The following is a 17,436-nucleotide window of genomic DNA, read 5'->3' on the forward strand; positions in this document are numbered from 1 at the left end:
ACTACTTGGCTTAGTCTGTTGGTAGTAAAGGCTAGTTTATATTTAGAAATTTATTCTATTCTATTTTTGATTTTATCTGCTCTTCGCACATTTGCATGATTTCCTCAAAAGGATAATCTTTAACTGCAAATGGTTTATGCGCATATAAGCTGATTTTAGCTCCTAATCCATAAGGAAAATTCCCGAAACGGAATATCTTCCATGAATTGTTAATCGTCAAAGGTACAACTAATGCGTCAGGTGCAAACTTACAAAGCATCTTAACTCCATTCTCAGAGAATCTTTTTGGTTGACCATCTCTACTTCTAGTTCCTTCTGGGAAGATAACAGCAGAGCGATTGTACTTAGAGATATATTGACCTAGTCCTTTGATAGCTGTTAAGGCTTGCTTAGCATCTTTTCGGTCAATTAATACTGATCCTCCGTGATTAAGGTTATATGATACACTAGGAAAACCTTTTCCTAGTTCTTTTTTACTAACAAATTTTGGGTGATTCTTTCTAAAAAACCAGATAATCATCGGTATATCAAACATACTCTGATGATTAGAAACAAAGATAATAGGTCGATCTGTTGGAAGTTGTTCTTCTTGACGAAATCTATAAGTAGTTCCCAAGATACCTGTACAAGCCATTAGCCACCATACAAGTCCGTTTACAGTAACGTTATGGGCTTTATATCCAAATAGGTTAAATGCAATCCACTGCAATGCGTGAAAGACACATAGTACTATCAGCATAATAATCACAAATAGCAGGGATATAGGGTAAGATATTATTTTTTGCATTAATCAAATAGTTTAACGCAAATATACACTTAAAAAAAAAACCACCTTACTGGTGGTCTTCTTTTTAGCAATATTCTTTATAAGCATCCATTAGGTTTTCTGCGATTACATCTGCAGTATTTCCTTCAATGTGATGTCTCTCTAACATATGAACTAATTCGCCATCTTTGAATAAAGCCATCGATGGAGATGATGGAGGGAATGGGAACATGTGTTGACGTGCTACGTCTACAGCTTCCTTATCTACTCCTGCAAATACAGTGATGATGTTAGCTGGTTTTTTATCTCCGCTTAAACTCATAACTGCAGCTGGACGTGCATTTCTAGCAGCACACCCACATACTGAATTAACTACTACTAATGTAGTACCACCTTTTTGTAAAGCTGATTCTACTTCAGCACCTGTATGTAATGATTCAAATCCTGCATCAACTAACTCTTGACGCATAGGTTTTACTATTTCTTCTGGATACATATATTATCTAAATTATGTTATATAGCAAAGTTACATTTTTTATTAAAGATAAAAACATCTGTTTTATAAAGAAATGTTATACTTTCTTACTTGGACTTTTTTTCATCTTATTTAACCAAATAAAAATACCTGTTACTGGTAATGTAGTCGCTATTAAACAGACAATGAAATAAATAGTCTTAGAGAACTTTCCATAAATATCACCTAAATGTAATGGCTTAATAGAAGCTGATATTTTTTCTCCTACTGTCTTATCTGCAAAGACTTCTTTCTTTAAAACTGAACCACTGTACTGATCAATAAACACACGATCAGTAGCGCTCTCATTAAAACGAACTAAATCATTCTTATTAATCTCATAACTTCCTATCGAATCTTTCGGGATAGAGATAGAAATATTTCTTGCTACAAAAGGAAGTTCTTTATTCGCTATATCTAATGCTTCTGCCAGTGTAATTGTCTTGCTATCTACGAATGTTGATTCTGGTTTAGCTTCATTACGCCCACCAAATACTTTAGTCCCTAATACTTTACTCAATCCATCTTTATACCATTCAAAAGACCAACAAAGTCCAGTCAAAGACATAATCACAACAATCAATAAAGTATAAAAACCTAAAGTGTTATGTAAATCGTGGTTAATACGTTTCCACTTTGCATTAAACTTAATCTTAAATCCAGGCTTAAAGCTCTTCCAACCTTTTATTTTCTTTGGGAACCATAAGATTAACCCTGATATAGATAAGAAAACAAATATAAGAGTTGCTACTCCTACTATTGGTCTACCTATTTCACTCTCTAGTAATAACCATCTGTGTAACTTAAACACAGTCATGAAAAACTCATCACCTGGTCCTTTACCACTCCCTACAACTTCTTTAGTATAAGGATTAAGATAAACGGTTTCGTTCTTCTTTTCTTTATCTTTAAAACCAACAGAGAACATATATGGCTTATCTTTTTGATTAGCGATACTTACTCGTTGAACTTTCCCTTGGTATGAACTCTCAACAAACTCTTTTAGCTCATTGATTGGTAATACCTCATCTTTAACCTCAGTTAATTTATACATTTCAGGAGCCATCATAGACTGTATCTCACTCTTAAATGTATATATCGTACCTGTTAGACATACGATAAAAAGAACAATAGAACTACCAATACCTAACCATAAATGTAGGTCGTTCATTAATTGACGAAAACTGTATTTCTTCTCTGATTTCATAAAAAGGGTTATAATTACAAAACACGACTCTATTCAAAAAAGAATAAAGTCGTGTTTTTTTACTAAATCAAATATATTAACTAGAATCTGTAAGTTAATTGGGCTGCAAAGTTTCTTGGAGCTATCTCATTGATATATCCACCTCTGTAGTATGATGTATATCCTCTCTTATCAAAGATATTATTTGCGAATACACGTAATGTCGCGTTCTTATAAGAATAAGAAACCTGAGCATTAATAGTTGTATAATCTGGCATATCAAATGGTTTAACTCCTGTTGTAGAACCATGCGCATCTGGTGTTAAACTATACTCATTCACTGGTCTAGCATCAACAAAGTAAGCACCTGCTCCAACAGTTAATCCTTTTAATGAACCATCGAATTGGTAGTTAACCCATGCATTAGCTGTATGTTTTGGTGCATTCATAGGAGCTGATCCTTCATAGTAAACTGGGCTATCTACATATTGAGCATCTAAATATGCATACCCCATCATCACTTGTAAATTATTTGTGATTTTACCTGTTAAATCAATCTCAACTCCTTGACGTTTTAAAGTACCCGCTCTTTCATAGATACTTGGAACAGCATTCCCACTTGCATCATATACTTGAGCTAATAGGTTACTGTTTTTAGCATTGAAGTAAGTTACATTGAACAATAACTGCTCATTGAACCAACTTGTTTTTACTCCAGTTTCAAACTGTTTAGTATCTTGAGGTCCACCTACGCTACCATCAACAAGTTGATTATTAGATTGTCTTAAACTAGTTGTTGTTGTATAAGAACCGAATACATTAATATTCTTAACTGGTGTAACGATTAAACCAAAGATAGGATTCCAACGGTCAACAGTAGCGTTTTCAGTAGTATTACCATTTAATCTGCTGTATCTAACTCCCATTAAAGCACGAACATATTCTCCAATTTGAATATAATCTTGTGCCATAAATCCTATAGTAGGTGTTGTCACGATAGTCTCTCCTTTATGTCCAAAAGTAACTCCATCAGGACGTTCATTAGACCATTCTCCAGGAACATAGATTGTATCAATAAAATCTCCTCTTCCGAATTTCTTACCATTAAGGTAAGTATCATAACTATTAGTAGTCAATGTAGTTTGTCTAAAGTCAAACCCTACTTGGAAAGTATGTTTTAAAACACCTGTTTTAAAATCTTTACCAACTAAATCTACTTGGATTACGCTATTTTCATCTTTAGTATTTGACTTAGATAAAGATCTATTTAAGTAGTCATATCCTAATTTTTTATTTTTGCTTACACCTAAAGCTTCTTGATCATTTCTATTAGAAGCAGTAACTGCAGAAACTCTAATGCTTAACTTATCAGTTAATTCACGCTCTGCTCTAAAAGTATAAGTAAGGATATTTGTTTTTAGGTAATTGTCTTTGTATCCTAAGAATTTATTATGTGGCATGTCGTAAAGAGCATTCACATTATCAGGACCTAAGTTAGTTGTTCCTAAATCAGGCACAGCATTAGACTCTAAGTAATCTAGTTCTGCTGTAATAGTAGTTTTTTCATCTGGCTTATAAGTAAGCGATGGGTTTAAGTAAAACTTATCATTTCCTGTATAAGCTCTAAAACCATCATTTCTTTCATAAGCACCATTGAATCTAAAAGAAACAGTTTCTTTTTTATCTAATACTTGTTCGAAATCAATAGTAGGACGAACTTGTCCGTAGCTACCTGTTCTGAATCCTATTTCTCTTTTATTTTTAAAACTTGGAGTTTTTGTAACAACGTTAATAACTCCACCTGCTGCTCCTAATCCATTACCAATACCTTGGTTGATAGCTGCTGATCCTTTAATTACCTCAACACTCTCAACACCTTGCATATCCACAATACCTGCAGCTGTTCTAAAATCTGAATCTAAAGCCACACCATTCTTAAGAATTGGTGTTCCTCTAAATCCTCTGATAGACATACTCTCTTTAACTCCTCCGTAACTAGCAAACTGAGTAACCCCAGCTACGTTACGTGCTGCTTCTGTAACAGATAAAGCTCCTTGCTCAGCAATGATAGCGTCAGAAACAATTGATATATTCTGAACTTGCTCTTGAAGACCTAAAGGCAATCTTGTCAAGTTTTGTAATTTCTTTACACTCTTATTACTCTTACCGTAAACAGTAATATTCGACAATGAGTTCTCGATTTGTTTTAAAGTAAAGTTAGCTACACCACCTTCTTCATTTACAGTTAATGCTTTAGAAGTATTAGCATATCCTATAAAACTAGCTTTAAGTGTTTGTTTTCCTTTCTTAAGGTTATTAAACACATACTCTCCATTATTATCAGTCTGAGTAGCAATATTAAGTTCTACAATCTCAACAGTAGCAAAAGGAATGGGTTTATTACCTTCATCAACGATACGTCCCTTAATAGTAGACGTTTGCGCCATACTTACTATTACCCCACCAATAGTAAATAAAAGAGTATTTATTAATTTCATACTTAGTTATATTATTTAGACTCATTTAACTTGTGCAAAAGTAAATTGATTCTAAATAACTAACAAACCTTATTAAGACTTTTTTTAAATAAAAGAAGAAAAAACCAAATTTAAAGGCAAATAATAAAAGTAAAATTAAAGAAACAACAGTGTAGCAGTAGTAAAACTACTAATTTGACAATATCTGTCTATTTTTGACTATGCTTTCAAAAAGTATAATTACTTTATTAAGGCAAGAAACTGTTATTTATATGAATTTTAAAATAAAACACTTTTAAGTAAATCGTATTATACCTTTAAAAGAAATAAAAGGCATCTTCTATATGCTCAATATCAAAGTTGTTACCCACTTTATGAATAGCTATGATATCAAACCTACCTTCTTCTTCTCTTTCGAACTCTTCAATAAAGAAATTAGCAGCTTTGATCATTAGCTTAATCTTTTTATTAGTCACAAAGTCTTGAGGAGAACCGAAGTCTAAAGAGCTCCTCGTCTTCACTTCTACGAACACAAGAATACCTTCTTTTAAAGCTACAATATCTAACTCTGCTTTATCTGCATAATAATTCCTTATGACAATCTCGTATCCTTTATTAATAAGGTATTGTACAGCAGCTTCTTCTCCCTCTTTTCCAACATCGTGATTAATAGCCATTACTTAAATTTTAAAGAAACAACATTAGGCAACACCTCTAGCTCTACCTCTCTTCCTAGATTAAGCGCTAGATTACTAACTCCATGTCCTGAAGGAAAGTCAAAAACGATAGGGTAATCAAATTCTTTAGTAATAGATAAGATAATTTGTTTTGCATCATATCCAAAAGGAATAGCATTATCGTGCATATCTGTCATTCCACCAACTATAATACCTGCCAGGTCATTTAATAAACCATTGCGTTTAAGATTGTGCATCATTCTATCTATATGGTATAAGTACTCGTCTAAATCCTCTATAAAAAGTATCTTTCCTTTGGTATCCATAGATGACTGAGAACCAAGTAGACTATATAAAATTGACAAATTACCTCCCACTAATACTCCATTAGCTTTACCACATCTATTTTCCTCAACCCCTTTAATCTGATAAGATAGCTCTTGCCCAAACAAGGCTCTATATAAAGAATCTCTTGATTCTACTAAAGACTTTTCAACACTGAATGCCATTATCCCATGTATTGTTTCTACACCAAGATTATGAACATGACTGTGCAACACTGTCACATCACTAAAACCTATAATCCACTTCGGATTATCTACAAAACCAGTAAAGTCAATCTCATCAATAATACGCACTGTCCCATATCCACCTCTTGCACACCAGATTGCTTTAATATCAGGATCTTTTAATTGTTTAGTAAAGTCATTTGCTCTCTCTTCATCTGTACCTCCTAATTGATAATTATCTAGCCCTATAGTATCTCCTAATACAACTTCTAATCCCCAAGAATTCATTAACTCAATAGCTAACTTAGCTTCTTCTCTACTAAACTTACGTGCTGTACATACGATAGCTACTTTATCTCCTTGTTTTAAATAATCTGGTCTTATCATTATTGTGTGTAATTATATTGTCTTACAAATTTAAAAATCAAAACTTAATTGTACTGCTATTGGCTTTTTCTTTTCATCAGTATTTAAGTTAGATAAAGCTACGCCAATTAACCTAACAGAGTCTTTCAACTTCTCCTGATACAATAAAGATTTAGCTAAGTCAAGAATAATATCATAATCTGAAACGAAATAAGGAACAGTAGTACTACGTGTTTGTTGCACAAAGTCAGAATATTTAATCTTTAAAGTAATTGTCTTACCTGCGAGGTTCTGCTTCTTTAATCTTAAACTAAGTTCTTCTACTAATGACTCTATACGAGACTCTATATATATCTCAGAAGACAGATTCTCATCAAATGTGCGTTCAGTTCCAACAGATTTAATAGTACGATTAGGTCGAACAGGAGAATTACTTATCCCCCTTACAATATCATAATATAATTGTCCAGACTTGCCGAAGTGCTCAGCAAGAAATTCAACTGACTTTGTCTTTAAATCTCTTCCTGTAAATATCCCCAGATGGTACATTTTATCAGCAGTTTTCTTACCAATACCAAAGAACTTCTTAATCTCTAGTTCTTCTAAGAACTCAATAACCTCATCTGGTTCAATTGTCTTCTGCCCATTTGGTTTGTTGTAATCACTAGCTATCTTAGCTAAGAATTTATTAATAGAAATACCTGCGGACGCTGTTAGACCCGTTCTTTCTAATATCTTCATCCTGATCTCATGCGCAATCAATGTGGCACTAGGGCATCCTATCTTATTCTCTGTTACATCTAAAAATGCTTCATCTAAAGCCAAAGGTTCAACTAAATCAGTGTATTCATAAAATACTGATCGGATAATACGAGAAACTTCTTTATATCTCTCAAACCTAGGTTTGACAAAAATTAGATGAGGGCAATTCTTTTTTGCCATTACTCCACTCATCGCACTTCGCACACCAAACTTTCTAGCTTCATAACTAGCAGCTGCTATCACTCCCCTCTCTTCACTTCCTCCCACAGCTAAAGCCTTACCTCTAAGTTCAGGGAAGTCTAGTTGTTCTACTGATGCATAAAACGCATCCATATCTACATGTATTATCTTACGATTCATTCAATCAATAAATTGCAAAACGAAATTACTTGAAAAAGCTTAATTATCTGCTTTACAAAAATAAACTACTTTTTTTTAAACTTATTCTTAACTTTCCTATTCACTTTTTATAATTTTGTAGTGACTATGAAAATAATAATGGGTAATTTACCCTATAATTAACTAAAAAAAAGAGCTATACGTAATGAATGATTTTTTGGCACAAGCATTTGTCTTCCTCTTTGCAGCCGTAGTGTGTGTACTGATATCTAAAAAACTAGGAATGGGATCAGTATTAGGATATCTATTTGCGGGTGTACTAATCGGACCTTTTGTTCTAAAGTTTGTTGGTAATGACAGTGCAGATATTATGCATGCTACAGAATTTGGAGTAGTAATGATGCTATTTCTTGTAGGATTAGAACTAGACCCTAAAGAATTCTGGAAAATAAAAAATGAAATAATTGGTCTTGGTACCGCCCAGGCAGTAGGTACTACTGCTGTAGTAGCCTCCATAGCCTATTTCGCATTAGATCTGAGTATTGGTACATCTATAACCATAGGTTTTGTCATTACAATGTCTTCTACTGCGATTATTCTACAGACTATATCAGAACGCGGTCTAAACCAATCCAATGCCGGTAAATCCAGCTTTGCAGTACTACTCTTCCAGGATATTATGGTAATCCCTATGATGGCCATCATTCCTTTATTAGCAGTTACAGCTAAAACCCCTATTAGTACAGAAGCTAATAGCTGGTTAGATGGTGCCCCAGTGTTTATGAAAACTCTGGCTATCCTAGGAGCTATAACTATTATCTACTTAGTAGGTAACTATATTGTAAATCCTCTATTCCGATCTGTTGGTCGTTTACAGATCAGGGAAATATATACTGCATCAGCTTTACTTTTAGTAATTGGAGTTGCACTATTAATGAAAATGGTTGGTCTATCACCAGCACTTGGAGCTTTTATCGCAGGTGTTGTATTAGCCAACAATCCTTATAAGCACCAATTAGAAAGTGATATAGAACCCTTTAAAGCACTACTCCTAGGTATATTCTTTATCGCCGTAGGAGCCACAATTAACTTTGATATTATTAAGAACGAGCCATTAGTAATTCTAGCTTTGTTGGTAGGAGCTATGAGTATTAAAGCAATCGTTTTATTAGCTATTGGTAAATGGAAGAAGTTTCCTAAAGATCAGAACTTCTTATTTGCTATTTTACTATCACAGGTAGGAGAGTTTGCTTTCGTAATCTTAGCATTAGCTAAAACGATTAACTTAATCAACTCTCAATGGTACGATTATTTATTAGCCACTACAGCTCTTTCTATGGTTGTTACACCTATCTTGCTACTATTAAACGAGAAGTGGATTGCTCCATACTTAGGATTAAGTCCTTCGACTAAAGAAAAACAAGAATACGATGACCTAACTAATATCACAGCACATAAGAAAATTGTTATAGCAGGTTTCGGAGACTTTGGTAATACTATTGGACGTCTTTTACAAGCTAACGATATACCAACACTTGTACTTGACAATGATGCAGAACGTGTTGATCACTTGCGAAAGCTAGGATTTAACGTATATTATGGAGACGCTACATCTATCAATATTCTAAAATCTATAGGTGTTGACCATGCCGATTATGTAATCGCTGCTATGGATCCTCCTGAATTAAATCAACAATTAGTAGCTGTGCTGCGTAAGCACTTCCCTAATGTAGAAGTAATCGTACGAGCTAAGAACCGTAAGAATGCATACGAATATCTACAAGACGGCCTTACAGAGGTCTATAGAGAGACTTTCTTCTCTGCTGTATATGTAGGCGGAGTAATGCTAGAAAAGCTAGGTTTCAGCCATGAAGAAGCAAATGCTCAGAGTGAACTATTCATTAAGAGCGATAGAGCATCCCTTCGCAAACTAGCTAAAAACATACACAATTTAGAAGACTACATTAATGTATCAAGACTAGAGTTCGCTGAGCAATCTGAAATGATGAAAAGCAATCTACAGAATACAAGAAACAATAAACATAATGCTGAAGTTAGAACAGATGTATTCCCTTCAGATAATTAATACAAAAAGGCTTTCATAAACGAAAGCCTTTTTATTTATACAGTTCTCAAAAAAGGCAATCACTAAAATTATCTTAGTGATTGCCTTTTACTTTATATTTATTATCCTCAATTAATGAGAATTATCTTTATTACTATCTTCTTTCTTATCTGAAGCCTTACCTGTAGTTAGGTTGTGCGGATTCTCTACTACACCACTAGAGGTCGGTAAAAAGAATTCTATAGGGAAACTTCTAAAATGTCTCCATGTAGCCTTAACTAAGTCTTTTGTTTCTTTAAAAGGAATATTACGAGATCTGAATGCTAAGAATAACGATAAAGAGAAACTTACTAAGAAGTTCATAAACCCAATCATCCACATTCCTATAAATGCCCATATCAACATATGCATCGGAGCATCAAAGCCTGAACCATATAATCCTAAAGCGATATTACCACTTACGAAAGTAATGTGTCGTATATCTATTCCTAGTCCTAAGAATACACCAATAGTACCACAAGTACCCATAAAGAACCCGAAACAAATATTAGAAGCAATACCAGGCCACTTAGTATCTACCCAATTCGCTAATTTAGTCGTTCTAGTATATCCTATATTGCGTTTTAGCCAAGGGTGTTCTTGAATACGGTAGAACACTTTATTGTGTTTATTTCTATTCGATACATTACCAGATATAATACCAGATAAGAACAAGAAAATACCAGCTATACCAGCGTGAAACAAAGCTCTCGATTCTATAGGGTCAGCATCTACTAACATCTTAGACCAATCGTGCTCAGCTATATTCACTTCAAATAACATATCTATTCCCCATACCAATAATAGAGCCATTGGGAATGCTAATATCACGTTACCGATAAAGGCAATAAACTGTGATCTAAATAAACGAGCAAATAACTTAGCGAAGCCAATGTGCTTATCAGCATCATCTATATGTTGTTTACGTCCATCCTCGATAGCTTTGATAATAGTAGCAGCAGTCATAGCAGGCTGTTTAGTTGCTAGTGTAAATCCTAAAAGATAAATAACACAGAAACCTAAAGCATAGTTTAAACTATAAAGCATCGCATGACCGAATCCACTAACATCTGTTTCATGTGCAAATACCTTCAGAATACACATAAAACCAACGATAATTCCCCCGCCCATAGCTCCTTTAAACATATTCCAATACTCTTTACCAGTATTAGTGATATAATGTTCTCCAGTCTTAGCAGTATGTTGAGTAATCTCATAAGAGATTAGCTGAGTACTCTCTTTGATAAGACCTGATACATTATACTTATAACAGTTATACTCTATCAGTTTACGAGCAAACTTCAGCGTATTCTGTCTTTTCTCAGTAAGTGTTGCTTCAGGCATCACTAATACAGATATAAGAACATTAACCCTAGCTAATTGTTGTCTAAGGCGTAGTAAGCTTTGGTTTACCTTCATTGATATACCATACTTCGAACTATTCTTAAACGCTTGATTAACGAATTCTTGACACTGTTTATGTAAGACTATAATCTGTTTATAGTTAATATCTGATTCTAATAAGAACTTAATTTCTCCCTTCTGAAAACTCTGTAACACTACGGTAAACTCATGTTCTAACGCTCTAAAAGGACTTTCTAGATGAGAATATTCAGGTACCATATTAATGATTGAACTCTCCATCGCTCTACCACTCATACGCTGAGTAATAATATCTATAGATGTCAATAACTCATTAAGTGTTGACCCATCATTCTTATCTGAGAATATAGAGCTAAACTCTAATAGAGAAAACAATTCTATCAATTGCTCTTCAGGTATCATAAATACCCATTCTGCATCAGTATGCTTATAGAACACTTGATTTAATACATACTCATAAGTATCTTTCTCCGGCTGGTAAGGCAATACCTTTGCCCACATACGCTTCTTCACCTCATCAAAGAAATCAGCATCTTGTAGAATACCAGCATCTGATACCATTCTACTGAAATTTCTATTTGACAACAGCTCTATTAGATAATTCATTAGAGCCACTCTCTCTATATCGTGAGTTTTTAGATAAGCGATAAGAGCATCTATAGATACTCTATTAATTTTTTTATTATTCTTTGGTCTAAAAATATGTACTAATTCAACAATAAAAAGCAAATCCTCTGTAGCATATACCTTCCCGTCAATAACATATTTATTAAACAATTCTTCAACACCATGCGGTGAGCGTAACATATGTCTTAATTTCATTTTTTAAAAAAAATCTACTTTTAAACAGTTAGTAAAATAAAATCTTTTATTTTGGCATAAAATTACATTTTATTCTTAAAACAATGATAGAAATAGAAAGAAAGTTTCTAGTCAACACACTGGAATTCATTGACCAATCTCATAAATCTAATAAAATAACTCAAGGATATCTCAACTCTCATCCTGAACGCACTGTGCGTATTAGATTAAAAGACGAACAAGCTTTTATCACTATTAAAGGTAAAAGTAATGAATCTGGAACATCAAGACTAGAGTGGGAGAAACAAATTGATTACACAGAAGCTAATCAATTAATAAATCTATGCGAAGATTATGTAATCTCTAAAACAAGATACTTAGTTACTTCTGGAGAACACACTTTCGAAGTAGACGTCTTTCATGGAGATAATGAAGGATTAATCCTTGCAGAGATAGAACTAACTTCAGAAGACGAACAATTCAGTAAGCCTAGCTGGTTAGGACAAGAAGTAACAGGAGATTTAAGGTACTATAACTCATACATAGCTAATAATCCTTATAAAAACTGGTAAACTCTATTTGATAACTTTAATATCGACTTGTAGCAGGCCTTCACCTTTGTGGTCTGCTATTTTCATAAAAGCTTTTCTCGAAAGGTCGATTTCACGGCCTTTTGTGAAAGGCCCTCTATCATTTATACGAACTTTTACAGATTTTTTATTTTTTGTGTTCGTAACTTTTACTTTAGTGTTGAATGGCAAAGACTTATGTGCGGCTGTCATCCCCGAATTGTGGAATTTTTCCCCACTTGCTGTACGCTTTCCATTAAACTTTTTGTGGTAATAAGATGCAGTTACATTAGATTTGTAATTGCCTTTTGTAGAATAACTTGTGGATTTGGAAGTAGAACAACTCCCTAAAAATAAGATTAAAAAGCAGAAACTTATATAATATTTAATACTATAACTGTTCTTCATTTTCGCCTACGAATTTTTCGATTTTTACATCTAAAACTCCTCTACCTACATTGTCAGTAAGGTCACTAAAAGCCTTCTTTGACATATCGATATTTCTTCCTTTTACGAATGGTCCACGGTCTGTGATTGTAAGGATAACGAAGCGTTTATTCTTTAAGTTTGTAACCTTTACTTTAGTACCGAAAGGTAGTGTCTTGTGGGCTGCAGTGTACTCTTTGTTATTGAATACTGCACCGCTAGCTGTCTTTCTTCCAGTGAATTTGTCGTGGTAATATGAAGCTTGAGTGTCCTCATCTAATACAATAAAATCTTCTTCTGTATCTGCTGCCATAACGATAGAATCATTGTCCTCCGTTACAGAGTCATTTACTACTTTCGCTAATGCAATTTTCACTTTATTATCTTTTACGATTGTAGTGCTTCCACTAAAACTCGATAAGAATGTAATAAGTAATATTCCGATGATGTATTGATATGCTTTCATGCCACTTTTTAATTTTCCACGAAGTAATATTTGCAAGAAGCATACCAAACGAAAAAAGGACCTTCTTTCGAAGATCCTTTCTCTATATTTTAAATTGCAATTATGCGAATAAACTTGGTAACCACATTTTCCATGGAATTCTTGATAAAATCAAGATAAGACCTAAAGTATAGAAAATAGCGAATTTCTTAAACTTACCTTTGCTGTCTGCAGTTTTCTTGTGTTTAGACCATCCGATAGTGATTAATACAATAGCGATGATGTTAATCAATGGGTGCTCTAAAGCATAAAGTCTCATTGTAGAATCTTTCATTGCTACTCCCATGCTTTGAACCATTGGAGAAACGAAATATAAAATAAGACCTAACAATAACTGGATATGTGTAAAGATTAAACCAAACAATCCTAATTTTCTGTCTTTCTCTGTAAACTCTTTGTTTCCTGACATTCCTGCAAAAGCGTTGATTACCACGATTACTAGGAAGATTAATGCTAAATAAGCTACACCTGAGTGCGCTTGTTTAATAATAGTACTGAATTCCATATTGATGTTATTAGTTTAGAGGCAAATATACTTAAATCTATTGAATGCTAACACCTAGAATGAAGATTTACAATTAATTCACACTCTCCTTAAATCAGCCAAATATTCAACATTTATAAGGCTTTATCGCCTTATATCTTTTAGTCTAATTCTTTGATAAGCTAAATTGTCATAAACTGTATAGTTTTATCTATAAAATAGTAGTAATTTTCTATTCTACTAATTACCAACTCAATGACGACTATTAAGAAGTACATCCCCAGGCAGTCAATCATCACAATAGTCATACTTAACACTGTACTGACTATAGGAATATTGAAGGTATTCTTTCTCGCTCCCTTTATTAGTATTGCTTTGTACTGTCTATATTTCTATAGCTTCAGAAAGAACGAACTATACTATCACCGCAATGAGCAATTGAACCTCGCTCTAATACTAGTATTAACAGCTATAGTATGTTTTATACTATCTACTCTAATCTATAGCATTTTAGTATTATGGACATAACTCATACACTTTCTGTAGACAGCCTAAGCTATACCGTTGCCAATAAGAAGATACTACACGCAGTCTATTTAGCAGCCATAACAGGAGATATACTAATCATTAAAGGAAGAAACGGTACGGGCAAATCTACTCTGATGAAAATCTTATTTGGTATTATAACACCCGATTTTATCTATATAAATATCAATAATAAAGTCATCACTAATAAACGTCACCTAAACAAATACATCAGCTATAAACCACAACTCATCTTTTTCCCCAAGCACTTAAAACTAAAAGATGTAATATCACCTGTAGAAATAGAACAAACCTCTTTTGCTCAAAAAATGAATACCAAGTTAGACCATCTTTCGTCAGGAGAACAACAGTTTATCCAGACGCTATATGTATTAAACCTACCTCAACCTATTTGTTTACTAGATGAGCCTTTTGCAGGAATCTCTCCTCTATTACAGGAGTTTTTAGCTCAAGTAATTAAACAAAAAGCTAAACACAAGATAATCTTACTCACTGACCACAATGCTGATATAGTCAATACTATCGCAACTAAAACTCTGCATTTAGAGAACGGAGTATTAAAGGAGAAATCTTCAAATGAATAATAGTTTTCTACTACACTCTAGACCTTAAGCCATAACCTACACTGCCTAGAGTCATGAGTAGTAATAAGGTGCGTCCTAGCCAGATCTGTGTCTGTTGCCATGTTGATAACTCTAGCGGTACAGCTATGGGAATCTTCGTTTCTATGACTCTCTGTTCTTTAATGAATTTCTCTTTCCATTCTAAAAACATTTGTTGAGCCTCTACCTCACAGTCCACCATTAGTTTATTGTTTACCAACTGTACTTTAGGCGGTTGCAACACCTTGTTTTTACTGCGTTTTATATTTGCGTCTTTTACCACTATCATATTCCCTTGTATTGCTAAGTCCGCGACATACTGACTCTTATCTGCAGGAATGACTAATACAGTATCTCTCTTAATTTCCTCTACTGACTGAGTGACCTGCTCTGTTGTTGTTGTTGGTTGCATGTTTATAGCAGTGCGTCGACTACCACAACTCGTTAATAGTAGAGCAACTACCAACACAAAGAGAAACCTCACATATATATACTCTCTTGTCATAACTTGTTTTGATTATTTATTAAACACTCTTATAAATCCTTTGTTAATCGACTTTATCTTTCTCTTCTTTTCAGCGACAATATAGCCTTCCCTACTAGCCTCATCATTTGTATTTCCTTCTATCGTGGTTATGACATCTCCCTCTACATCTACTATTATCCCAGCATGCCCTAGCCCTTTGCCAAAATCCATAATAAACACATCTCCTTTCTCAGGTTTATCTACCCGTAGTACTTTACTACCATTCCACTGTGCTAATACCCCTCCTGTTTTTTGTAGAGGATTCTGTACTCCATAGTCATTACATACTTCCTGTACACACCAGTATATAAAAGCCATACACCACGCATAGCCCTCACCTAGCCCTACACTGTTTAGATACTTCTTTACACCAGGTCCTCTATTGTTCTTGATAGGCCATTCTTGCACATAAAGTTGGCTTCTAGCCTGTTTTATTAACTGTTCTCTCATTCGCTCTTTCCATTTAACTGTTTATACTTTCTCAATTCGTTAATCAACTCCTTATTTTGTAAAGCAAGTTGCTCCAATCTTTGCTCTAGGTTAATAATTACCTTTTTTGCAGCAGTAAGTTCATCTATCGCTTCACGATGGAGATTAGACGTTTTATACAGCTCGCTAGTAGCCTCTCTAAGTTTATTACCGAGATCATCCACTATATCTCTATAGTATTTTAATGATTTCTCCACATTGTCTAATTCAGACATCTGTACCTCAGCCCTAGTCTTTCGTCTAGCCGCCCACCATGTCGCTAATGATGAAACTAAACCTACTACAGCCACTATTATCGTTTCATTCATTAGCATACTGGTTTGGGTTGTTTATACTTTATACATACTTACACATATTACACCTCTTGTCTCTCACAATAAGACATACTCATCCTATTCCACTCTAATACAGCAGATCTATTAACCGTTAATGATTATTGATTTTATTACTAAGTCAAATGCTTTAGTTCACATTACTTCTTATAAGATATTCATATAAACAAGGCCTTGTTTTATCATACGATATGAATACCACTCTTAATTACACTTACAAAGATTGCCTTTTTTCAATCCTTACTCAACTTTCTGTCAAGTCTCCGAACAACTATGTTCACTTCTTATATTCACTGTTGATAACCTATTCACAACATATCATCTCTATAGTTTATCAACAAAATAAGACACTACAAATCAACATATTGAACACTTATACACATTGTTAATAACAGTTGTTAATAACCTTAATCTACCAGATTCTCTAGCTTAGCTAGCTCTCTATACACAGGTGTATTTAGCACCTCATACAGTGTAGTACGAGATATAGGATATACAGGACAGATATATTTTTTCCATACCACCGTGGTAGGGATATCATCTGTCTTGTATTTATTGTACAAATCCAGAATTAGTTTATATCTCTTTAGCTTATTCACTTGACCACTAGTCTTTTTCTTTGTCATAATCATTTCTTTTACACATTAATCGAAACTTAATTTACATGCACTCTACTACAATACTTTCTTCAGTACAGTAAGTTTCAGCTCTAGATCTTTAGATATCTGATACGCTCTTAACTCCTCCTCACTACCTACACTTAAATGATATCCCCTCTCTTGATTAATACTAATACGCTCACCTGCGGTAAAATATTCAGTCCCTCTCGTTCGATACAGTGCGTGATACAGATATAATTCACGTTCTATACTTTGTTTTCTTTTAAGGTCAGTATAGCAGGCTCTCCTCCTATAAAGATGGTTGATGTACTCAGCATTGCATTCATAATTTTTTGGTTTATATGGTTATTTACTTAAAAAACTACTCAGAATCAAAACATAGTTATTATAAAACCTTAACTAAAGGTACTAACCACAAGGTAAATCTTCTCTTAACAAAAGTACTTTAATGAA

General features: G+C 33.8%; 18 protein-coding genes. 3 read left to right on the forward strand and 15 right to left on the reverse strand.

Annotated features, from left to right (window positions below; translation table 11 throughout):
* Positions 1-55: 55 nt before the first annotated feature.
* The 7 genes from BMX53_RS02130 to dinB form a co-directional block, all read right to left on the reverse strand.
* Entirely contained in the window at positions 56-787 is a 732-nt protein-coding gene (locus tag BMX53_RS02130; protein WP_038986967.1) for a lysophospholipid acyltransferase family protein, read from the reverse strand.
* 64 nt (positions 788-851) lie between these two features.
* Entirely contained in the window at positions 852-1,262 is a 411-nt protein-coding gene (locus BMX53_RS02135) for a BrxA/BrxB family bacilliredoxin (protein ID WP_038986966.1), read from the reverse strand.
* A 76-nt stretch (positions 1,263-1,338) separates the two neighbouring features.
* Positions 1,339-2,487 carry a PepSY-associated TM helix domain-containing protein gene (locus BMX53_RS02140; RefSeq protein ID WP_052243565.1) on the reverse strand — a complete coding sequence of 383 codons (1,149 nt, stop codon included), beginning with the start codon at positions 2,485-2,487 and terminating at the stop codon, positions 1,339-1,341.
* 80 nt (positions 2,488-2,567) lie between these two features.
* On the reverse strand, positions 2,568-4,964 hold the full coding sequence (locus BMX53_RS02145; RefSeq protein WP_038986965.1) for a TonB-dependent receptor: 2,397 nt from the start codon (positions 4,962-4,964) through the stop codon (positions 2,568-2,570).
* 296 nt (positions 4,965-5,260) lie between these two features.
* On the reverse strand, positions 5,261-5,620 hold the full coding sequence (locus tag BMX53_RS02150; RefSeq protein WP_038986964.1) for a YraN family protein: 360 nt from the start codon (positions 5,618-5,620) through the stop codon (positions 5,261-5,263).
* A complete protein-coding gene (locus tag BMX53_RS02155) occupies positions 5,620-6,516 on the reverse strand; it encodes a S66 peptidase family protein (protein WP_038986963.1) in 897 nt (298 codons plus the stop codon). The genes BMX53_RS02150 and BMX53_RS02155 overlap by 1 nt, the downstream gene beginning before the upstream one ends.
* A gap of 30 nt (positions 6,517-6,546) precedes the next feature.
* Positions 6,547-7,617 (reverse strand): DNA polymerase IV, encoded by a 1,071-nt coding sequence (gene dinB / locus BMX53_RS02160; protein WP_038986962.1) that lies wholly within the window; start codon positions 7,615-7,617, stop codon positions 6,547-6,549.
* Positions 7,618-7,801: 184 nt separating this feature from the next.
* On the opposite strand from dinB, the gene BMX53_RS02165 reads away from it, so the two are divergent.
* A complete protein-coding gene (locus BMX53_RS02165) occupies positions 7,802-9,682 on the forward strand; it encodes a monovalent cation:proton antiporter-2 (CPA2) family protein (RefSeq protein ID WP_038986961.1) in 1,881 nt (626 codons plus the stop codon).
* A 111-nt stretch (positions 9,683-9,793) separates the two neighbouring features.
* Here BMX53_RS02165 and BMX53_RS02170 read toward each other — a convergent pair whose 3' ends face one another.
* Positions 9,794-11,890, reverse strand: coding sequence for a site-specific recombinase (locus tag BMX53_RS02170; protein ID WP_038987001.1), 2,097 nt, complete (start codon positions 11,888-11,890; stop codon positions 9,794-9,796).
* A gap of 98 nt (positions 11,891-11,988) precedes the next feature.
* Between BMX53_RS02170 and BMX53_RS02175 the strand changes: the two genes are divergently transcribed.
* Positions 11,989-12,456: a CYTH domain-containing protein gene (locus BMX53_RS02175; RefSeq protein WP_038986960.1), complete on the forward strand. Its 468-nt coding sequence runs from the start codon at positions 11,989-11,991 to the stop codon at positions 12,454-12,456.
* Between the two features lie 3 nt (positions 12,457-12,459).
* On the opposite strand, the gene BMX53_RS02180 is transcribed toward BMX53_RS02175, so the two are convergent.
* From BMX53_RS02180 to BMX53_RS02190, 3 genes are all read right to left on the reverse strand, one after another.
* On the reverse strand, positions 12,460-12,861 hold the full coding sequence (locus BMX53_RS02180) for a septal ring lytic transglycosylase RlpA family protein (RefSeq protein ID WP_038986959.1): 402 nt from the start codon (positions 12,859-12,861) through the stop codon (positions 12,460-12,462).
* A complete protein-coding gene (locus tag BMX53_RS02185; RefSeq protein ID WP_038986958.1) occupies positions 12,845-13,345 on the reverse strand; it encodes a septal ring lytic transglycosylase RlpA family protein in 501 nt (166 codons plus the stop codon). Before BMX53_RS02185 ends, BMX53_RS02180 begins: the two co-directional genes overlap by 17 nt.
* 100 nt (positions 13,346-13,445) lie before the next feature.
* Complete coding sequence (locus tag BMX53_RS02190; protein ID WP_038986957.1) at positions 13,446-13,889, reverse strand: hypothetical protein; 444 nt, start codon at positions 13,887-13,889, stop codon at positions 13,446-13,448.
* A 497-nt stretch (positions 13,890-14,386) separates the two neighbouring features.
* On the opposite strand from BMX53_RS02190, the gene BMX53_RS02195 reads away from it, so the two are divergent.
* Complete coding sequence (locus BMX53_RS02195) at positions 14,387-14,998, forward strand: ATP-binding cassette domain-containing protein (RefSeq protein ID WP_038986956.1); 612 nt, start codon at positions 14,387-14,389, stop codon at positions 14,996-14,998.
* Between the two features lie 10 nt (positions 14,999-15,008).
* Here the strand turns inward: BMX53_RS02195 and BMX53_RS02200 are convergent, their stop codons facing one another.
* The 4 genes from BMX53_RS02200 to BMX53_RS02215 form a co-directional block, all read right to left on the reverse strand.
* Positions 15,009-15,521 carry a hypothetical protein gene (locus BMX53_RS02200; RefSeq protein ID WP_038986955.1) on the reverse strand — a complete coding sequence of 171 codons (513 nt, stop codon included), beginning with the start codon at positions 15,519-15,521 and terminating at the stop codon, positions 15,009-15,011.
* Positions 15,522-15,533: 12 nt separating this feature from the next.
* Positions 15,534-15,992 (reverse strand): CHAP domain-containing protein, encoded by a 459-nt coding sequence (locus BMX53_RS02205; RefSeq protein WP_038986954.1) that lies wholly within the window; start codon positions 15,990-15,992, stop codon positions 15,534-15,536.
* Complete coding sequence (locus tag BMX53_RS02210) at positions 15,989-16,339, reverse strand: hypothetical protein (protein WP_038987000.1); 351 nt, start codon at positions 16,337-16,339, stop codon at positions 15,989-15,991. Before BMX53_RS02210 ends, BMX53_RS02205 begins: the two co-directional genes overlap by 4 nt.
* A 431-nt stretch (positions 16,340-16,770) precedes the next feature.
* On the reverse strand, positions 16,771-16,989 hold the full coding sequence (locus BMX53_RS02215; RefSeq protein ID WP_038986953.1) for a hypothetical protein: 219 nt from the start codon (positions 16,987-16,989) through the stop codon (positions 16,771-16,773).
* Positions 16,990-17,436: the final 447 nt, after the last annotated feature.

It is taken from the genome of Myroides marinus (genome assembly GCF_900109075.1).
GTDB classification, from domain to species: domain Bacteria; phylum Bacteroidota; class Bacteroidia; order Flavobacteriales; family Flavobacteriaceae; genus Flavobacterium; species Flavobacterium marinum_A.